This window comes from Kineococcus sp. G2, from assembly GCF_037154035.1.
Taxonomy (GTDB): Bacteria; Actinomycetota; Actinomycetes; order Actinomycetales; family Kineococcaceae; genus Kineococcus.
Map to the genome: position 1 here is coordinate 1 of NZ_JBBBEM010000009.1, position 19187 is coordinate 19187.

The following is a 19187-nucleotide window of genomic DNA, read 5'->3' on the forward strand; positions in this document are numbered from 1 at the left end:
CGCTGCCGGGCCACCGCGGCTGATCAGTCCCGTTCCCACCAGGTCAGCAGGGCCCGCAGCCCCGCCCCGGGGAACCACCGGGCGCGCCAGCGCACCGGCCGCGGCCTGCCCGCCGCCACGGCCGCCACCACCTCGTCCACCTGCGCGCGCACGACGCGCCGCCCGCGGGTGCCCGCGCCGGCCGGGCGCTCCAGGACCGCCGCCCGGCCACCCGCCCGGTCGCCCGGCCGGGCGACCGGGACGGGTGCGGGTGCGCCGTCCGCCCCGCCCGGGGCGAAGCGGGCGCTCTCCACCGCGCGCCGCAGCGCGGTGAGCTGCTCGGTGGCCCCGGCCGGCAGGGGAGTCGCGGCCTCCACGATCGCCGCGCAGCGGCGCGGGGTGGCGGAAGGGGGCCAGTGCACGCCCAGGTCGCCGAGCCGGTCCGCCAGGTCGGCCCAGGCCGCCTCGGCGGAGGAGGGGCCGTCGTGGGCGCCGGCCCAGCGGCGCCGCGTCAGGGCCGCCGCGGTGACGCCCGGTGCCAGCAGGGCCAGCAGCAGGACCAGGCCGCCGGCGATCCACCCCCACGGCAGCGCGGCCACGCGCTGCCAGCCGGTCAGCGGACCCTCGGCCGCTCCCGGGGCAGCACCGGCCGTGGTGGTGCTGGCGCTGGCGCTCGGGGCGGACGGGGTGGCGCCGGGCGCGGCCGGGGCGGCGGCGCTCGGCACCGGTGCCGCGACCTGCACGCGGGGCACCGAGTAGGACGGCGACTGACCGGTGCGGGTGGCCGGGGTGGGCTCGAAGCGCACCCAGCCGACACCCTCGAAGTACAGCTCCGGCCAGGCGTGGGCGTCCTGGGCGCTGATCCGCCAGCGCCCGGCCGTGGACTCCTCCCCGGGCAGGAAGCCGATCGCCACGCGTGCCGGGATCCCCAGGGAGCGGGCCATCACGGCCATGGCGGAGGCGAACTGCACGCAGAAGCCCGACTTGTCGCGCAGGAACGCGGCCACCGCGTCGGCGCCGCCGTCGTTGGGTGCGGTCGTGGAGTAGGTGAAGCCGCCGGTGGAGCGGAAGTAGCGCTGCAGCGCCGCTGCGCGCTCGTAGTCGCCGGAGGCCCCGGCGGTCACCTCGACGGCGGCGTCCCGCACGCTCTGCGGCAACGAGTCGGGCAGCGCGGTGTAGCGCTCCCGGACGTCCTCCGGTGCCTGGCCGGCGCCGCGCAGCCGGCCCTCGTCGGGCTCCACCTCGAGGTGCTGCACCACGTACTCGCGCCCGCGGGTCGTCTCCCCGTCGCCGACCACGTTCAGCGTCGACTGCTCGTACAGCCACTCCCCGGCGATGTCCACGCGCACCGCCGGGTAGGGCAGCGGCAGGTACGTCTGGTCGAGGCCGCGCACGGAGATGGACGTGCGGTGCTCCACCGACTGGGCCAGGACCTCGTCCGACAGGCCCGGTGGCCGGCTCAGCCCGTCCTGCACGCGCTGGCTGCGGGGGATGTCCGCACCGGTGCTGGGTGCCCAGGTCCGGCCGTCGAAGACGTCGGCGGTGACGATCCGCAGCGGGGCGGGGTTCTCCTGGTCCGTCTGGTAGGTCAGGATCGTCGTGTCCGACCGTGCTCCCAGGCTCGCCTTGAGGTTGAGGATGGGGTTGATCACGGTGATCGTGTCACCGGTGCCGGTGTCCACGGTCAGCGAGCGCTCGTCCAGGCCGGGGACGGCGGCGGGCACGACGAGCGCGAGCGCGAGCGCCCCGGCCCCCAGCGCGGAGGCGGTGGTGCCGGTCGCGGTGCCGGCGGGTCCGCGGGTGCGCCGCCGGGCGGGCGCGGGCCAGCGCGGGTCGGGCCGGCCGGTGGCCAGCAGCACCAGGTAGGGCACGGCCACGGCGAGCAGCGCCGGCGCGCTGGAGCCGCCGGGTGCCAGGCACACCGGCACCGCCAGGGCGGCGGCCAGCGGCACGCCCGCCAGGGCCGGGCGCCGCAGCGCCACGGCCAGGACGTCGACGGCGAGCGCGAGCAGGCCGGCCCCGCCCACGAGCAGCAGGCGCAGGCCCCGCAGGTCGGCCGCCGGCACGCTGTAGCGCTGCACGACCTGCACGCCGTCGCCGAGGAGCTGGGCGAAGCGGGCGGGGGTGGCAGCGGTGGGCACCACGCCCAGGACCGTCGTGGCGCCGCCGAAGAGCGCGGTCAGCGTCAGCAGCACGGCGAGCGCTTGCAGGGCCACGGCGAGGCCGCGGCGGTGCAGCAGAGCGCGCACCAGCAGGCCGGTGCCGGTCACGGCGAGGACCGCCCCCAGGGCGCCGACGACCCAGCCGGAGGAGACGACGAGGGGGCGCAGGGCCAGCACGGCCGCCGCGGAGGCGACGCCGGCCCAGCAGGCGGTGCGGGCGGTGCGGGTCACGCCCCCACCCCCGCCCCGGCGGCGCCGGCGGGTGCCGTGGCGGCACCGCGGGCGGCGCGCGCCCAGGCCTGCGGCACGCTCGTGGCCGGGCCGGCCACGGCGGTGCGCCAGCCGGCCCGGGAGAGCACCAGCTGGGCGCGGTGCAGCGCCGCCTCGGCCGGGTCGGTCGGGTCGGCCGGGACGTCCTCCCTCGAGGCCGTTCCCGCGGTGGCCCACAGCCGGGTGCGCTGCAGCAGGGCCAGGGCGGGGGTGCCGGGTGGGCGGGCCCCGGCCAGCGGCTGCACGTCCGCCTCGTCGACGTCGCCGAGGACCGCCACGAGCAACGTGCTCTCGGAGCGCCCCAGCGACGCCAGTGACCGGGCGAGCCCGTCGTCGGGGCCCGGCTGCACCCGGGCCAGCGCCCGCAGCAGCGAGCGCACCGCCGAGCTCTCGTCGCCGCCGTGCACCTGCTCGAGCCTGCCGCCGTGCAGCAGCCGCACCCGGTGCCCGCGACCCTGCAGGTGCACGGCGACCGAGGCGGCGGCGCTGACGGTCCACTCCAGCGAGGAGGCGGGACCGTGGCCGTGGTGAGCGCCGGCCCGGTCGTCCAGGAGCAGGACGGCGTCGGGGTGGCCGGGGTGCTCGTCGGAGCGGACCATGACCTCGCCGCGGCGGGCGGTGGAGCGCCAGTGCACCCGGCGCAGGTCGTCGCCGACGCGGTAGGCCCGGATCGAGGCGTCGTCCGGGGCGCTGGCCGCGGCCGAGCCCACGGAGGGACCGCGCGAGCCCCCCGCGTCGCCGAGGGGCGAGGTCGCGAGGCGGTGCACGCGGGGCAGCACGTCCAGGACGGCCGTCGGGCCCGTGGCGTGGGAGACGACCACGAGGCCGAAGGGGTCGCGCGCCCGGACGGTGGCCGGCCCCAGCCGGTAGCTGCCGCGCACGTCCGACCTCACCCTGTGCTCGAGGTCGAGGGTCTCGCCCTCGGCGAGCCGGGGCACCGCCAGCCGCGCCGTCCCCCCCAGCGCCAGGGGCACGGCGTCCTCCAGCACCACCCGTCCCGGTGCCCGTCCCCGCCCGCGCACCGTCAGGTGCACGCCGGTCGCGGTGCCCGGTTCCACCAGGCCGTCCCCGGACCTCGAGACGAGGTCGAGGGTCCTGCTGGAGCGCAGCGCCGCGATCGCCGCGAGCACGGGCAGCGCGGTCAGCAGCACGCCCACCCGCAGCAGGTCGCGCTGTCCCAGCGCAGGGGCGGTGCCCAGGGCCAGCAGGCCGGTGGTCAGCAGGGCCCAGCCCCGCGCCGTGGGGCGCAGGTCGGCCCGCTCCCGCCCGCGGGTGCCGCCAGGGCCGGGCCGGGAGCCGGCCGCGCGCTGCGAGCCGTTCACCGCGGGGAGGGCAGCGCGGTCGTGCGCAGCACGTCGGCGACCACGTCGGCCGCCTCGCGCCCCGCGAGCTGCGCGTCGGCCGTCAGCACCAGCCGGTGCGCCAGGACGGGTACCGCGAGGGCCTGGACGTCGTCCGGCAGCACGTGGTCGCGACCCTCCAGGGCCGCTCGCGCGCGGGCGGTGCGCAGCAGGTGCAGCGCGGCGCGGGGGGAGGCGCCCAGCCGCAGGTCGGGGTGGGCGCGGGTGCGGCGGACCAGGTCCACGACGTACTGCTTGAGCGCCTCGGCGGCGTGCACGCCGTGCACCGCCGCGGCCAGCCGGCGCACGTCCTGCACCCCCACCACGGGGGTCAGCGCCTCCAGCGGCTCGGCGCCGCCGTGCTCGGTGAGCATCCGCAGCTCCGCCGCCGCCGAGGGGTACCCCATGGACACGCGGGCGGTGAAGCGGTCGCGCTGGGCCTCCGGCAGCGGGTAGGTGCCGTCCATCTCCACCGGGTTCTGCGTGGCGAAGACGACGAACGGGCGCTCCAGGGGCCAGGTCGTGCCGTCCACCGTCACCTGCCCCTCCTCCATGCACTCCAGCAGGGCGGACTGGGTCTTGGGGGAGGCGCGGTTGATCTCGTCGCCGATCACCACGTTGGCGAAGACCGCACCGGGGCGGAACTCGAAGGCGCCGCGCTCCTGGTTCCACACGCTGGAGCCGGTGACGTCGCTGGGCAGCAGGTCCGGGGTGAACTGGATGCGGCGCACCGTGCCGTCGACGGAGCGGGCCAGGGCCTTGGCGAGCATGGTCTTGCCGACGCCCGGCACGTCCTCCACGAGCAGGTGGCCCCCGCCGAAGAGGACGGTCAGCGCCAGCCGCACCGTCTCGTCCTTGCCCTGCACGACGCGGTCGACGGTGCGGGCGAGGCGCTCGGCCGTCACGGCGAGCTCCTCCAGCGCGGCGGGCAGGTCGTCGGGCGGCACCGCCAGCGGGTCCCCGGAGTGGTTCCCGGCGGGTGCGCTCGTGGTCGTCACGTGGCCTCGTCTCCTCCTGGGGGCGCGGTGGCACCGCGTCCCGTCCCGTCGCACCCGGCCTCGCCGTCGCGACCCCCTCCACTGTGCCCCACGCGCGGGTGTGCTCGCCGCCCGACGAGGGCCCCCGGGGCGCCTGCGGTGCCCGTGGGCCCGGCCGCGGGCGCGGCACCGCCCTCCACCGCCCTCCACCCCGGCGCCGGCGGCGCCCGCGGACCCCGCCCCGGGCGTGCGGTCCGCCGGGGCGGCGGGAGGGTCCCGGACGGGTGGGCGCGAGCCGCCCCACCCGGCCCCACCGCCCTGACCTGCGGTGATGCGCCGGCCGCGCGTTCACGGTGCGTCGCTCCACGTTGACCGTGGAGGAAAGTGGAGTACGGTGGAGGAGAGCGGCTCATCAGGGGTCGCTCGGAACCGTCCGTCGGGGGTTGCGGCTGTGTTCCTGGGCACCTACACCCCCCGCCTGGACGACAAGGGGCGGCTGATCCTCCCGGCCAAGTACCGGGACCAGCTCTCCGACGGACTGGTGATCACCAAGGGGCAGGAGCGCTGCCTCTACCTCTTCCCCATGCAGGAGTTCGAGCGGATGCACGAGGAGCTGCGGCGGGCGCCGCTGACCCGCAAGGAGGCCCGCGACTACCTGCGGGTCTTCCTCTCGGGTGCCTCGGACGAGGTCCCTGACAAGCAGGGGCGCTTCACCATCCCCCCGATGCTGCGCAGCTACGCCGGGCTCGAGCGCGACCTCGCCGTCACGGGCGTCGGGTCCCGGGTGGAGATCTGGGACCTGCCCACGTGGGAGTCCTACCTCGCCGGTGCCGAGCCGGCCTTCTCCGACCAGCGCGAGGAGGTCCTGCCCGGGGTCGTGTGACCCCGGTCCCCGGCACCGCCGGGGACGCCCGTCGGCCGCGGCCCCCAGCCGCTCCGGACCGGTCCTGACGCCTCTTCCCCGGCGCCAGGCACGGAGCCCGCGAGCGGATGGGGACCGGGACCGACGGTGGACGACGGCGACGCCGGCCCCGCGGGCCGGCGGGGGAGCAGAGGTGGGACCGGTGACCGAGGACGCGCAGGCCGCTGCGGTCGCGGCCCGCCACGCCTCGGTGATGCTGCGGCGCTGCACCGAGGTGCTCTCGCCCGCCCTGCAGCGCCCCGGTGCCGTCGCCGTCGACGCCACCCTGGGCATGGGCGGCCACGCCGCGGAACTGCTGCGCCTGCACCCGGGACTGCACCTGGTCGGCATCGACCGCGACCCGCTCGCGCTGGAGCTCGCGGGCAGCCGGCTGGAGGGTTTCGGCGACCGCGTCACCCTCGTGCACGCGGTGCACGACGAACTGCCCGCCGTCCTCGACGACCTCGGCCTGGCGGCCGTCGACGCGGTGTTCTTCGACCTCGGGGTCTCCTCGTTCCAGCTCGACGAGGTGGAGCGGGGTTTCTCGTACGCCCGCGACGCCCCGCTGGACATGCGCATGGACCCCGGAGCGCCCACCACCGCCGCCGACGTGCTGAACACCTACCCGCAGGCGGAACTCGCGCGCGTGCTGCGCGTCTACGGTGAGGAGCGGTTCGCGGGGCGCATCGCCGCCGCCGTGGTGCGCCAGCGCGCCGCCGAACCCTTCACCGGTTCCTCCCGGCTCGTGGACCTGGTGCGCGAGAACGTGCCCGCCGCCACCAGGCGCACCGGCGGCAACCCGGCCAAGCGCACGTTCCAGGCGCTGCGCATCGAGGTCAACGACGAGTTGCGGGTGGTCGAGCGCGCGCTGCCGGCGGCGTTCGAGCGCCTCGCGCCGGACGGCCGGCTCGCCGTGCTGACGTTCCACTCCCTCGAGGACCGGATCGCCAAGAACGCCCTGCGCCGGTTCACGGAGAGTTCCGCCCCGCCGGACCTGCCGTTCCTGCCGCCGGGTTCCGGCCCGCGCGCCGAAGCCCTCACCCGCGGTGGCGAGGCGCCCGGCGAGGAGGAACTGGCCGTGAATCCCCGGGCCGCGTCGGCGCGCCTGCGCGCGGTGCGCAAGCTGCCCGAGGAGGATCCCGGACGACGGGACCGGGCCGTCCGGGAGCGGCCAGCCCGCCACCACCCGCGGGACCGCGGCCGCCGCGGTCCCGGACCCCGCACGACGCACGGCACGGACGACGGAAGGACCCGGTGATGAGCCAGCCCCTGATCGCGGCCCGGAAGGCTCCGGCCCGCGCTCGCGAGGCGCGCCCGGACACCGGGAACCGGCCGGAACTGCGGGTCGTCGTCCCGCCCGCCGTCCGCCGCCTGCGCCTGCCGCTGCCCGTGGCGTGCGTGCTGCTGCTCAGCCTGGGGCTGTTCGGCCTGCTCATGACGAACATCGCGATCGCCGGTGACGCCTACCGCATCACGGACCTGCGCGTGACCTCCGAGCGGCTCGCCGACCAGCAGCAGGCCGCGGACGAGTCGCTGGCCGCGCAGTCGGCGCCGCAGGCGCTGGCCGAGCGCGCGACCGAGCTCGGCATGGTTCCCGCTCCGCCCCCCGTGCACCTGACGAGCGACGGCGCGGTGGGCACGCCCGCGGTGGCGCCGTCGCCCACGGCGACCCCCACCGCGGGGGTGGCCGAGGGGGAGCAGGAGGCCGTGCGGGGAACCGCTGAGGAACAGCCCACCGGGGAGCAGACGGCCGGGGAACCCGCCGCCCGCTGAGCGGGCGCCGCGCGAGGACCACCGCGCGAGGACCACCGCACGAGAACCACCGCACGAACCCGAGAGGTGCCGCTCTTGCCCCGACCGCCCGCCGCCCGGCGCACCGCAGCCCGCACCGCCCCGCGCGCGGGCGCGTCCGACGTGCGCCCGGACCGCCGGTTGCGCGCGTTCGTCATCACGGTCCTGGTGGCGCTGAGCCTGCTGGCCGGCCGGTTGGTGCAGCTGCAGGGCGCCGACGCCGCGGAACTCGCCCAGGCGGCCTTCAACCAGCGCGTGCACACCACCACCCTGTACGCCCAGCGCGGTGACGTGCTCGACGCGAACGGCACGGTGCTGGCGACGTCGGTGGAGCGGCGCGACGTGGTGGCCGACCCCTCGATCCTCGCGAGCTTCAACACCCGTGCCGACGGAACGGCCAGGGACGAGTCGCTGCCGCAGGGTGCCGCCGGCGCCGCGCAGGTGCTCGCGCCGCTCCTCGGGGTGGACGAGGCCGGTCTGACGGCCACGCTGACCGGTTCGGGCCCGGAGGACCAGTACGCCCTCGTGGCGGTGGGCATCACCCCCGAGCTGTGGCAGCGGGTCTCCGACGCCGACGTCCCCGGCATCACCTCCGAGCGCACCGCTCAGCGCATCTACCCCAGCGGCAGCGCGGCCTCCACCCTCGTCGGCGTGCTCGGCACCTCCGAGACGAAGGACGGCAAGACGATCGACCGGCCCCTGTCGGGCCTGGAGCTGGCCGAGAACGACCTGCTGGAGGGTGTCGACGGCCAGGTGCGCTACGAGCGCAGCCTGCGGGGCCAGGAGATCCCGCTCGGCGAGAGCGAGACCACCGAACCGGTGGACGGCACCTCGCTGCACCTGACGATCGACGCGGACCTGCAGTGGAAGGCCGCCAGCGCCATCGCCGCCCAGGTGGAGGCGACGGGGGCGAAGTCGGGCACGGTCGTGGTGATGGACGCGCAGCAGCGGCTGCTGGCGCTGGCCAGTTCCCCCAGCATCGACCCGTCGGACCTGACGAGCTTCACCAACGAGGAGCTGAACAACACCGCCCTGACCGACTCCTTCGAGCCTGGTTCCACGGCGAAGGTCATCACGATGGCCGCGGTGCTGGAGGAGGGTTCCTCCACCGCCGCCAGCGAGTTCACCGTGCCGGACGAGCTGAAGCGCTCCACCAAGGTGTTCCACGACTCGCACGAGCACGAGGACCAGCAGCTGACGCTGGCGGGGATCCTCGCGGAGTCCAGCAACACCGGGACCATCATGGCCGGGGAGGAGCTGGACGCGCAGACGCTGTACGACTACCAGCGCGAGTTCGGCCTGGGCGAGGAGACCGGGATGGACTTCCCCGGCGAGACCGGCGGCATCCTGGCCACGCCGGAGGAGTACTCCGGCACGCAGCGCTACACCGTCATGTTCGGCCAGGGCATGTCGGTGAACGCGGTGCAGGCGGCGTCGGTGTTCGCCACCGTCGCCAACGACGGCGTGCGCGTGCCGCCGACGCTCATCGCGGGCACCTCCGACCCCGACGGCAACTACCGGGCGAACGGGGTTCCCGCGGGAACCCGGGTCGTCAGCTCGCAGACCGCGGAGACGTTGCGGGACATGATGCAGGCCGTCGTCAGCGAGGAGGGCACGGCCGCCGCCGCGGACATCCCGGGCTACCTGGTGGCGGGCAAGACCGGCACCGCGCAGCGCTACGACATCGACTGCGGCTGCTACCGCGGGTACACCGCCTCGTTCATCGGCCTGGCTCCCGCCGACGACCCCCAGCTCGTCGTGGCGGTGATCCTGCAGGACCCGAAGTCGAACTACTACGGCGGTTCCGCCGCCGGCCCGGTGTTCAAGGACGTCATGGGTTACGCGCTGCAGCAGCGCGGTGTGGAACCCTCCGGCGACGCGCCGGCCGGCCTGCCGCTGACGTGGGGCGCCGAGGGGTGAACCTCCCTGCGCACCGGTCCGGGCCGGTGCCGTGCACCCCGCGGTCCGGGTCGTCGACCCGACACGCGCGCCGTGCCGTGCGGGGGGTCCCCGCGCGGGCGGGTAACCTCCCAGCGTGCCGATGACCGACGGGCCGGGCGGCGACGACCGACGGCCCTTGACCCTCGTGGACGTGGCGGCCTCCCTCGGCACCGCCGCCCCCCTGCCCACCGGTACCGGTGCGCAGCCGGTGACCGGGGTGACCCTCGACTCGCGGCGCGTGGCCCCCGGGGACCTGTACGCCGCGCTGCCGGGTGCCAACGTGCACGGCGCCCGGTTCACCGCGCAGGCCGTCGCCGCCGGTGCGGTGGTCGTCCTGACCGATCCCGACGGCGCCGGGGCGGCGGGGGGAGCGGGGGTGCCGGTGCTCGTCGTCGACGACCCGCGCGCGGTGCTCGGCGAACTGGCCGCCCGCGTGCACGGCCGTCCCGGCGAGCGGCTGGTCACCGTCGGGGTGACGGGCACGAACGGCAAGACGACCACGGCCTACCTCGTAGAGGCCCTGATGCGCGGCGCCGGGTGGGTCACCGGTCTGCTCGGCACGGTGGAGACGCGCGTGGCCGGGCAGCGGGTGAGCAGCGTGCGCACCACGCCCGAGGCGCCGGACCTGCACGCCCTGCTGGCGCGGATGGTCACCGCCGGTGTGCGCGGGTGCGCGCTGGAGGTCTCCAGCCACGCGCTCGCGCTGCACCGCGTCGACGGTCTCGTGGTGGACGTGGCCGTCTTCACCAACCTCAGCCGGGACCACCTGGACTTCCACGGCTCGATGGAGGAGTACTTCGCGGCCAAGGCGGGTCTGTTCACGCCCGCCCGCGCCCGTCGCGGCGTGGTCGCCGTGGACGACGCGTGGGGCCGTCGCCTGGCCGGCACCGCCGGGGTCCCGGTGACGACGGTGCGCACGGGCGCCGGCAGCGGTGACGGCGCGGGCGGAGGCGGCGACGCGGACTGGGTGGTGCGCGACCTGCGCCTCGGCCGGGACGGCAGCACCTTCCGGCTCGTGGCCGCCGACGGCACCGAGCTGCACCTGAGCTGTCCCCTGCCGGGTGACTTCAACGCCGCCAACGCCGCGCTGGCCGCGGTGGCCGCCCTCGCCGCCGGGCTGACGGCGCAGCAGGTCCAGGACGGGCTGCGCAGCGCCGAGGGGGTCCCGGGCCGCCTGGAGCGGGTGGTCACCGGCGCGCCCGGCGAGCCGCTCGTCGTCGTCGACTACGCCCACACCCCCGACGCGGTCGAGCGGGTGCTGGCCGCCCTGCGGCCGCTGACCACGGGCCGGCTCGCCGTCGTGCTGGGCGCCGGCGGCGACCGGGACCGCGACAAGCGGTCCCTCATGGGAGCCGCCGCCGCCCGCGGCGCGGACCTCGTCGTCGTCACCGACGACAACCCCCGCTCCGAGGTGCCCGCCGCGATCCGCGCTGCGGTGCTGTCCGGGGCGACGGGGCCCTCCGGGGCGGCCGGCGGTGCCGAGGTGCTGGAGGTGCCGGACCGGCGCGAGGCGGTGCGCGCGGCCCTGGAGCGCTGCACCGGCCCCGGCGACACGGTCCTGCTGGCGGGCAAGGGCCACGAGACCGGGCAGGAGACCGCCGGCGTCGTCGCCCCCTTCGACGACCGCGCGGTGGCCGCCGAGGAACTGCGCCGCCGGGCCCAGGCGCCCGCGCGGCCGAGCACGAGTGCAGCTGGAGGTGTGTCGTGATCGCGCTGACCGCGGCGGAGGTGGCGGAGCTGGCCGGTGGCCGGCTCGCCGCCGGTGCCGCGACCGTCCTCGTGGACGGGCCGGTGGTGGTGGACTCGCGCCGTGCGGAGCCCGGGGCGCTGTTCGTGGCCCTGCCCGGCGCCCGCGTCGACGGGGCCGACCACGCCGCCGCGGCGGTGGCCGCCGGGGCGGTGCTCGTGCTGGCCCAGCGCCCGGTCCAGGTGCCCGACGGCACCGCCGTCGTCCTGGTCGAGGACGGTGTGGCGGCCCTGGGCCGCCTGGCCGCCGGCGTCCTGGAGCGCCTGCGCACCGGTGGGGGCGGCCCGCGCGTGGTGGGGGTGACCGGCTCGGCCGGCAAGACCACCACGAAGGACCTGCTCGCGGCGGTGCTCGCGCCGCTGGGCCCCGTCGTCGCCCCCCGCGGCAGCTTCAACAACGAGGTGGGCGCTCCGCTGACGGTGCTGCGCGCCGACGCCTCCACCGCCGCGCTCGTGGTGGAGATGGGCGCGCGCGGCGCCGGGCACATCGCCGCCCTGTGCCGCCTGGCGCGCCCGGTCACCGGTGTCGTGCTCAACGTGGGCGCCGCGCACGCGGGGGAGTTCGGTTCCCTGGAGGCCACGGCCGCGGCCAAGGGCGAGCTCGTCGAGGCGCTGCCCGCCGACGGGGTGGCGGTGCTCAACGCCGACGACGCGCGCGTGGCCGCGATGGCCTCGCGCACCGCGGCGCGCACGGTCACCTTCGGCCTGGGCCCGGCCGCCGACGTGCGCGCGGAGGACGTGCGCACCGACGAGCTGGCCCGTCCCGCGTTCACGCTGCGCACCCCCACCGGCACCGCCGAGGTGCGCCTGCGGCTGCACGGCGAGCACCAGGTGCCCAACGCCCTGGCCGCCGCCGCCGTCGCGCTGGAGCTGGGCGTGGGCCTGGACGACGTCGCGGCGGCCCTGTCCGCCGCCGAGGCCGCCAGCCCCGGGCGCATGCAGGTCGTCCAGCGCCCCGACGGCGTCACCGTCGTGCACGACGCCTACAACGCCAACCCGGACTCGGTGCGCGCCGCGCTGAAGGCCCTGGTGGGCATGGCCGGCGGCCGGCGCACCTGGGCGGTGCTCGGGGAGATGCTGGAGCTGGGCCCGGCCTCGCGCGACGAGCACGACGCGGTGGGCCGCTTCGCGGTGCGCCTGGACGTCTCCAAGCTCCTCGTGGTCGGCTCCGGTGCCCGCCCGGTCTACACGGGTGCCGTCATGGAGGGCTCCTGGGGCGAGGAGGCCGCCTTCGCCGCGGACGCGGACGAAGCCGGTGCGCTCCTGGCGGAGCAGCTGCGCCCCGGGGACGTGGTCCTCGTCAAGGCGTCCAACGGCGCGGGCCTGGGCCGGCTGGCCGAGCGGCTGCTCGCCGGCGGGGACACCGCCGCGCCGGACGGGGCCAGCTCGTGAGGGCGGTCCTCGTCGCCGGGGCCGTCTCGCTCGTCGTGGCGCTGTTCGGCACCCCGCTGTACATCCGCTGGCTGGTGCGCCGCGGCTACGGGCAGTTCGTCCGCGACGACGGCCCCACCAGCCACCACACCAAGCGGGGCACCCCCACGATGGGCGGTGCCGTCATCATCCTCGCCGCGCTGCTCGCCTACGGCGCCGCGCACCTGTTCACCGGGGCGCCGGTGACGGCCTCGGGTCTGCTGGTGCTGCTGCTGATGACGGGGCTCGGGGTGGTCGGGTTCCTCGACGACTTCCTGAAGATCTCCCGCAAGCAGAGCCTGGGGCTCCGGGCGCGCTCCAAGCTCGTCGGGCAGGGGCTCGTCGGCGTCGCCTTCGCGGTGCTGGCGCTGCAGTTCCCCGACGAGGACGGCCTGACGCCGGCGTCGATGCACGTCTCGTTCCTGCGCGACGTCGACTTCCTGGACCTGGCGTTCGCGGGGGCAGCCGCCGGCACGGTCCTGTTCGTGCTGTGGGCGCTGTTCATCACCTCCGCCATCAGCAACGGGGTGAACCTCACCGACGGCCTGGACGGCCTGGCCACCGGCGCGACGACCCTGGTGCTGGCCGCCTACGTGCTCATCTGCACGTTCCAGTCGAACCAGAACTGCAACACGCTCACCGAGTTCGAGGCGCGCTGCTACGAGGTGCGCGACCCGCGCGACCTCGCCGTGGTCGCCGCCGCCGTCATGGGCGCCTGCTTCGGGTTCCTGTGGTGGAACGCCTCCCCGGCGAAGATCTTCATGGGCGACACCGGTTCCCTCGCCCTGGGTGGCGCGCTCGCCGGGCTGGCGATCCTCTCGCGCACCCAGCTGCTGCTGGTCCTGCTGGGCGGGCTGTTCGTCATCATCACGCTGTCGGTGGTCATCCAGGTCGGGTCCTTCAAGACGACCGGCAAGCGGGTGTTCCGCATGGCGCCGCTGCAGCACCACTTCGAGCTCGCCGGGTGGGGCGAGGTCACCATCGTCATCAGGTTCTGGATCATCGCGGGGTTGTTCGTGTCGCTGGGTCTCGGTGTCTTCTACGCGCAGTGGGTGGTCGGGGCGTGAGCCGCGCGACGAACGTCCTCGACGGCTGGCTGGGCAACCCGGCCCCGCGCGCCGCCGACACCGACCGCGTGCGCGCCCTGCGGCACGCCGGCTCGGCGTGGGCGGGTCTGCGCACCCTCGTCGCGGGGGTGGGCACCTCCGGGTTCGCCGCCGCCGACGCCCTGCTGGAGGCGGGCGCCGAGGTGGTCGTGGTGGACGCCGGCACCGGGCAGGCGCAGCGCGAGCGCGCCTCCCTGCTCGAGGTGCTCGGCGCCGAGGTGCTCCTCGGGCCCGAGCACGTGCAGGCGCCGCCGCGGCCCTGGGGCTCCTTCGACCTCGTCGTCACCTCACCCGGCTGGCGCCCGGACGCCCCCCTGCTCACGGGCGCGGCCCTGGCGGGCGTGCCGGTGTGGGGGGAGGTGGAGCTGGGCTGGCGGATGCGGCCCGACCCCGCCTCGGGCGCGCTCGTGGCGCCGTGGCTGACCCTGACGGGCACCAACGGCAAGACGACGACCGTGGAGCTGACCGCGGAGGTGCTGCGGGCCGCCGGGTTGCGCGCCACCTCCGCGGGCAACGTCGGCACCCCGCTCGTCGAGGCGCTGCGCCACCCGCACGGCTTCGAGGTGCTGGCCGTGGAGCTGTCCAGCTACCAGCTGCACTGGCTGTCCACCGACACGCAGGCGTCGCTGCGGCCGCTGGCCAGCGCCGTGCTCAACGTCGCCCCCGACCACCTGGACTGGCACGGTTCGATGGACGCGTACGCGCGCGCCAAGGGCCGCGTCTACGAGAACACCGAGGTGGCGTGCGTCTACAACGCCGCCGACCCGCGCACCGAGGAGCTGGTGCGCGAGGCCGACGTCGTCGAGGGCGCGCGCGCGATCGGGTTCGCCCGGCAGGCCCCCCGCGTCGGGATGCTCGGCCTCGTCGAGGACGTCCTGGCCGACCGGGCGTTCGTCGAGCAGCGGCGCACCAGCGCCGCGGAGCTGTGCTCCCTGGCGGACCTGCGCCCGGACGGCTCCGACGCGCCGGTGCCGCCGCACGCGGTCGACAACGTCCTGGCCGCCGCGGCGCTGGCCCGCGCGTTCGGCGTCCCCCAGGTCGCCGTGCGCGACGGGGTGCGCGCCTTCACCCCGGCCCCGCACCGGGTGCAGACGGTCGCCGAGCACGCGGGGGTGCGCTGGGTGGACGACTCCAAGGCCACCAACGCGCACGCCGCCGAGGCGTCGCTGCGCGCCTACGAGGGCGTGGTCTGGGTCGCCGGCGGCCTGGCCAAGGGCGCCCGCTTCGACGACCTCGTGGCCGCCACGGCCGGCCGGTTGCGCGCCGCGGTCCTCATCGGCACCGACCGCGCCCTGCTGCGCGAGGCGCTGGCCCGACACGCCCCCGACGTCCCCGTGGTGGAGGTCGACCTCGCCCAGACTGGCGCCGTGCCCACGCCGACCTCGACCGCCCAGGAGCGCGACGCGCACGCCGGCGCCCTCATGGACGCCGTCGTCGAGCGCGCCGCCGCGCTGGCCCGCCCCGGCGACACCGTCCTGCTGGCGCCGGCGTGCGCCTCGATGGACCAGTTCACCGACTACGGCCACCGCGGCGACGCGTTCGCGGCCGCGGTGCGCCGCCGCTCCGGCCGGGAGGGCTGAGGTGGCCGCGAACACCGCCGCGGGCACCGCCGAGCGCGCCGGCGGCCGCGCGCAGGGCTGGCGCCGGCCGGCGTGGCTGGAAGTCACGGGGGAGTGGGCCCGCGAGCGCCTGCGGCTGCTGGACTCACCGCTGGCCACCCACCACGTCCTGCTGGCGACGACGGCGCTGCTGGTGGTCATCGGCCTGGTCATGGTGCTCTCCAGCTCCAGCGTCGAGTCGCTGGAGGACAACGGCTCGCAGTTCACCTACTTCAAGAGCCAGGCCACGTTCGCCGTGCTGGGCGCGGTGGTCCTGGTGGTCGCCAGCCGGGTGCCGGCGCACGCCTGGCGGCGGCTGGCGCTGCCCGCGCTCGCCGGTGCTGCGCTGCTGCAGCTGCTGGTGTTCGTGCCGGGCATCGGCCACGCCGTCAACGGCAACCGCAACTGGATCCGCGTGGCGGGGCTGTCGGCGCAGCCGTCGGAGGCCGCGAAGGTCGCCCTGGTGCTGGCCTGCGCGCTCGCCCTGGCCCGCAAGCGCGACCGCCTGCACGAGCCCGGGCAGCTCGTCGGCGCGCTGGTGCCGTCGGTGACGGCGACGATCGGCCTGGTGCTGCTCGCCCGCGACCTCGGCACCGCCCTGGTGATGATGTTCATCGTCGTGGCGATGCTGTGGACGGCCGGGGTGCCTGCCCGCTTCTTCGCGCTCGGCGGCGGCGCGGGCGCCGTGCTGGTCGCCGCGCTCGTCGTCACGAGCGAGAACCGGATGCGGCGCGTGCACGACTGGCTGACCGGCACCGCCACGTCTGGCGTGGAGATCCAGGGGGCGAGCTGGCAGCCCGTGCAGGGTCAGTACGCCCTCGCCTCCGGGGGCTGGTGGGGCCTGGGCCTGGGCGCCAGCCGCGAGAAGTGGCAGTGGCTGCCGGAGGCGCACAACGACTTCATCTTCGCGATCATCGGCGAGGAGCTCGGCCTGCCCGGCACCCTGGTGGTGCTGGTCCTCTTCGGGGTGCTGGCGCTGGCCGCGCTGCGGCTCGTGCGCCGCTCCGCCGACCTGTTCACCAAGCTGGCCGTCACCGGCTTCGCCGCCTGGATCCTGGGGCAGGCGTGCCTGAACATCGGCGTGGTCCTCGGCGTCCTCCCCGTCATCGGCGTGCCGCTGCCGTTCATCTCCCACGGCGGTACCGCGCTCGTGGTGGCGCTGCTCGCCGTGGGAGTCCTGCTGTCCTTCGCGCGCGCCGAACCCGGCGCCCCGGAGGCCCTGCGGGCGCGCGAGTCCGTCGTCGCGCGCTCGCTGGCCGTGCTGCCCCGACGGGCCAGGAGGTCGCGGTGAAGGTCCTGCTCGCCGGTGGTGGCACCACCGGCCACGTCGCCCCCCTGCTGGCCACGGCCGACCGCCTGCGCCTGCGCGATCCCGCCTCCGAGGTGCTGGTGCTCGGCACCGCGGAGGGCCTGGAGTCGCGCCTGGTGCCCGAGCGCGGCTACCGGATGGCCGTGGTGCCGCGCGTGCCGCTGCCCCGCAGGCCGTCGCCGGACCTGCTGCGCCTGCCCGGCCGGCTGCGCGCCGCCGTGGCCGCCGCCCAGCGGGCGATCGAGGAGGTCGGCGCCGACGTCGTGGTGGGCTTCGGCGGCTACGTCGCCACCCCGGCGTACCTGGCCGCCCGCCGCGCCCGCGTGCCCGTCGTCGTGCACGAGCAGAACTCCCTGCCGGGCATCGCCAACCGGCTCGGCGCGCGGTGGGCCCGGCACGTCGCGGTGACCTTCCCCGGCACGCCCCTGCCCCGCGCGGTGCACACGGGCATGCCGCTGCGCGCGGAGGTCGTCGAGCTCGCCCGCGCCGGCGACCGCGCCGCGCTGCGGCGCGAGGCCCGCACCCGCCTCGGGCTGGACCCGGACGCGCCCACGCTGCTCGTCACGGGCGGTTCGCTGGGCGCGCAGCGGATCAACGACGTCCTCGGCTCCGCCTCCGCGGACGTGCTCGCCGCCGGTGCGCAGGTGCTGCACGCCGCCGGGCGCGGCAAGGAGGTGCCGCTGGCGCCGGGCACCGACCCCGCCCGCTACGTCGTGCGCCCTTACCTCGACGACATGGCCACCGCCTACGCCGCCGCCGACCTCGTCCTGTGCCGCAGCGGGGCGGGGACCGTCAGCGAGCTGACCGCGCTCGGCCTGCCGGCGGTGTACGTGCCGCTGCCGATCGGCAACGGTGAGCAGCGCCGCAACGCGGAGGCCGTCGTCGCCGCCGGCGGCGGGCTCCTCGTGCCCGACGCCGAGCTGGACGCGGGCTTCGTGCGCGAGCGCGCGCTGCCGCTGCTGACGGACCCGGCCGCGCTGGCCGCCGCCTCCTCCGCCGCCGCGGCGTTCGGCGTCCTCGACGGCGACGAGCGGCTCGCCGCGCTCGTGGCCCAGGCCGCGGGCGAGCGACCGGTCGGGGAGGGCTCGTGAGCGTCCCGGAGCCCGTGCCCGTCGCCGAGCTCGGCCGCGTGCACCTGCTGGGCATCGGCGGCGTCGGCGTCTCCGGTGTCGCGCGGCTGCTCCTGGCCCGCGGCGTGGAGGTCTCCGGCAGCGACGCCGCCGACTCCGAGGTGCTGCGGCGCCTGGGCGCCCTGGGCGCTCGCGTCGCCGTCGGCCACGACGCGGCGCACCTGGGCGGCCTCGGGCCGGGGGACACCCTGGTGGTCAGCACCGCGGTGCGTGAGGGCAACCCCGAGCTGGTCGCCGCCCGCGAGCGCGGGATGCGCGTCCTGCACCGCTCCGAGGCCCTGGCCGCTCTCATGGTCGGTCGGCGCGGGGTGGCGGTGGCGGGCACCCACGGCAAGACCACGACGTCCTCGATGCTGGCCGCGGCGCTCCTGGAGGCCGGGCTGGACCCCGGCTACGCCATCGGCGGGGAGCTGACCGGCGGCAGCGACGGGGGAGCGCGCGACGGCTCCGGTCCCTTCGTGGCCGAGGCCGACGAGTCCGACGGCTCCTTCCGCGCCTACGCGCCCGTGCTGGACGTGGTGACGAACGTCGAGCCGGACCACCTGGACCACTACGGCACCGCCGAGGCGGTCGCGCTGGCGTTCGAGGAGTTCGTGCAGCGGCTGCAGCCGGGCGGCACGCTCGTCGCCTGCGCGGACGACGCCGGTTCCGTGCGCCTGGCCGAGTTCGCCCGGCAGGCGGGGGTGTGGGTGCGCACCTACGGCACCCACCCCGACGCGGACGTGCGGCTGTCCGGCGTCGACGTCTCCGGTCCCCGGCCGTGCGCGCTGGTGCACGTCGACGTCGACGCCGACGAGGGGGGCGACGGGCGCGGGCTGCCGCTGCGGTTGGCCGTGCCCGGGCTGCACAACCTGCGCAACGCGGCCGGCGCGTTCGCCGCCGCGCTCGAGCTGGGGGCCGAGCCGGCCCCCGTGCTGCGGGCGCTGGAGGCCTTCGGCGGGGCCCGGCGCCGCTTCGAGCACCGCGGTGAGGCCGGCGGCGTGCGCGTGGTGGACGACTACGCGCACCACCCCACCGAGGTGGAGGCCCTGCTGCGCGCCGCCCGCCCGGTGGCCGGGGACGGGCGCGTCGTCGTGGCCTTCCAGCCCCACCTGGTCAGCCGCACCCGGGCCTTCGCCGACGAGTTCGGCCGCGCCCTGGGCCTGGCGGACGAGGTGGTCGTGCTGGACGTGTACGTGGCCCGCGAGGACCCGGACCCGGAGGTGACGGGCGAGATGGTCGCCCGCGCGGTGCCCCTGCCGCCCGGGAGCGTGACGTTCGCCCCGGACCGCACCGCTGCGGCGCGCACCGTCGTGGAGCGCCTGCGCCCCGGCGACCTGCTGCTGACGGTCGGGGCCGGCGACGTCACCCGCCTGGGCCCGGAGGTGCTCGACCTGCTCGCCGCGCGGCCCGCGCCCGGGGCGGGGCGGCCGTGACCCGGCCGACCCGGCCCCGCCGCCCCCCGGCGCCGCCCGTGCCCGCGGCTCCGGCCCGCACGCCCCAGCAGCGCACGGGCGGCAGCGCCCAGCGGCGCCGGGCCGTGCGCTC

Annotated in this window: 14 protein-coding genes; 11 read left to right on the plus strand and 3 right to left on the minus strand. The window is 77.0% G+C overall.

The window, feature by feature from the left end; genetic code table 11:
- Positions 1-23 precede the first annotated feature (23 nt).
- The 3 genes from V9U69_RS02145 to V9U69_RS02155 are packed head-to-tail and all read right to left on the minus strand — an operon-like array spanning position 24 to position 4704.
- A complete protein-coding gene (locus V9U69_RS02145; protein WP_337059648.1) occupies positions 24-2372 on the minus strand; it encodes a transglutaminase TgpA family protein in 2349 nt (782 codons plus the stop codon).
- The gene (locus V9U69_RS02150; RefSeq protein ID WP_337059649.1) at positions 2369-3733 is read right to left on the minus strand and encodes a DUF58 domain-containing protein; all 1365 of its coding nucleotides are present in this window, start codon (positions 3731-3733) and stop codon (positions 2369-2371) included. Before V9U69_RS02150 ends, V9U69_RS02145 begins: the two co-directional genes overlap by 4 nt.
- Positions 3730-4704: an AAA family ATPase gene (locus tag V9U69_RS02155; protein ID WP_442907548.1), complete on the minus strand. Its 975-nt coding sequence runs from the start codon at positions 4702-4704 to the stop codon at positions 3730-3732. The genes V9U69_RS02150 and V9U69_RS02155 overlap by 4 nt, the downstream gene beginning before the upstream one ends.
- A 475-nt stretch (positions 4705-5179) precedes the next feature.
- On the opposite strand from V9U69_RS02155, the gene mraZ reads away from it, so the two are divergent.
- From mraZ to murC, 11 genes are all read left to right on the plus strand, one after another.
- Positions 5180-5611, plus strand: coding sequence for a division/cell wall cluster transcriptional repressor MraZ (mraZ, locus tag V9U69_RS02160; protein ID WP_337059651.1), 432 nt, complete (start codon positions 5180-5182; stop codon positions 5609-5611).
- Between the two features lie 232 nt (positions 5612-5843).
- Complete coding sequence (gene rsmH / locus V9U69_RS02165) at positions 5844-6887, plus strand: 16S rRNA (cytosine(1402)-N(4))-methyltransferase RsmH (protein WP_442907549.1); 1044 nt, start codon at positions 5844-5846, stop codon at positions 6885-6887.
- A complete protein-coding gene (locus V9U69_RS02170) occupies positions 6887-7402 on the plus strand; it encodes a hypothetical protein (RefSeq protein WP_337059653.1) in 516 nt (171 codons plus the stop codon). The genes rsmH and V9U69_RS02170 overlap by 1 nt, the downstream gene beginning before the upstream one ends.
- A gap of 75 nt (positions 7403-7477) precedes the next feature.
- Positions 7478-9340, plus strand: a complete 1863-nt coding sequence (locus V9U69_RS02175; protein WP_337059654.1) for a peptidoglycan D,D-transpeptidase FtsI family protein — start codon at positions 7478-7480, stop codon at positions 9338-9340.
- Between the two features lie 121 nt (positions 9341-9461).
- A complete protein-coding gene (locus V9U69_RS02180) occupies positions 9462-11069 on the plus strand; it encodes a UDP-N-acetylmuramoyl-L-alanyl-D-glutamate--2,6-diaminopimelate ligase (RefSeq protein WP_337059661.1) in 1608 nt (535 codons plus the stop codon).
- Positions 11066-12499 (plus strand): UDP-N-acetylmuramoyl-tripeptide--D-alanyl-D-alanine ligase, encoded by a 1434-nt coding sequence (locus V9U69_RS02185; RefSeq protein WP_337059655.1) that lies wholly within the window; start codon positions 11066-11068, stop codon positions 12497-12499. Before V9U69_RS02180 ends, V9U69_RS02185 begins: the two co-directional genes overlap by 4 nt.
- Positions 12496-13584: a phospho-N-acetylmuramoyl-pentapeptide-transferase gene (mraY, locus tag V9U69_RS02190; RefSeq protein ID WP_337059656.1), complete on the plus strand. Its 1089-nt coding sequence runs from the start codon at positions 12496-12498 to the stop codon at positions 13582-13584. The genes V9U69_RS02185 and mraY overlap by 4 nt, the downstream gene beginning before the upstream one ends.
- Positions 13581-15203, plus strand: a complete 1623-nt coding sequence (gene murD / locus V9U69_RS02195) for a UDP-N-acetylmuramoyl-L-alanine--D-glutamate ligase (protein WP_337059657.1) — start codon at positions 13581-13583, stop codon at positions 15201-15203. Before mraY ends, murD begins: the two co-directional genes overlap by 4 nt.
- Position 15204: 1 nt before the next feature.
- Positions 15205-16512 (plus strand): putative lipid II flippase FtsW, encoded by a 1308-nt coding sequence (gene ftsW / locus V9U69_RS02200; RefSeq protein WP_337059658.1) that lies wholly within the window; start codon positions 15205-15207, stop codon positions 16510-16512.
- Positions 16509-17621, plus strand: a complete 1113-nt coding sequence (gene murG, locus V9U69_RS02205; RefSeq protein WP_337059659.1) for an undecaprenyldiphospho-muramoylpentapeptide beta-N-acetylglucosaminyltransferase — start codon at positions 16509-16511, stop codon at positions 17619-17621. The genes ftsW and murG overlap by 4 nt, the downstream gene beginning before the upstream one ends.
- Positions 17618-19075 (plus strand): UDP-N-acetylmuramate--L-alanine ligase, encoded by a 1458-nt coding sequence (murC, locus tag V9U69_RS02210; protein WP_337059660.1) that lies wholly within the window; start codon positions 17618-17620, stop codon positions 19073-19075. Before murG ends, murC begins: the two co-directional genes overlap by 4 nt.
- Positions 19076-19187 lie beyond the last annotated feature (112 nt).

What these genes read in the sequence shown, in the direction of transcription:
- rsmH (WP_442907549.1), top strand. Translation starts at nt 5,844, where the DNA reads ATGCTGCGGCGCTGCACCGAGGTGCTCTCGCCCGCCCTGCAGCGCCCC.
- V9U69_RS02170 (WP_337059653.1), top strand. Translation starts at nt 6,887, where the DNA reads ATGAGCCAGCCCCTGATCGCGGCCCGGAAGGCTCCGGCCCGCGCTCGC.
- V9U69_RS02180 (WP_337059661.1), top strand. Translation starts at nt 9,462, where the DNA reads ATGACCGACGGGCCGGGCGGCGACGACCGACGGCCCTTGACCCTCGTG.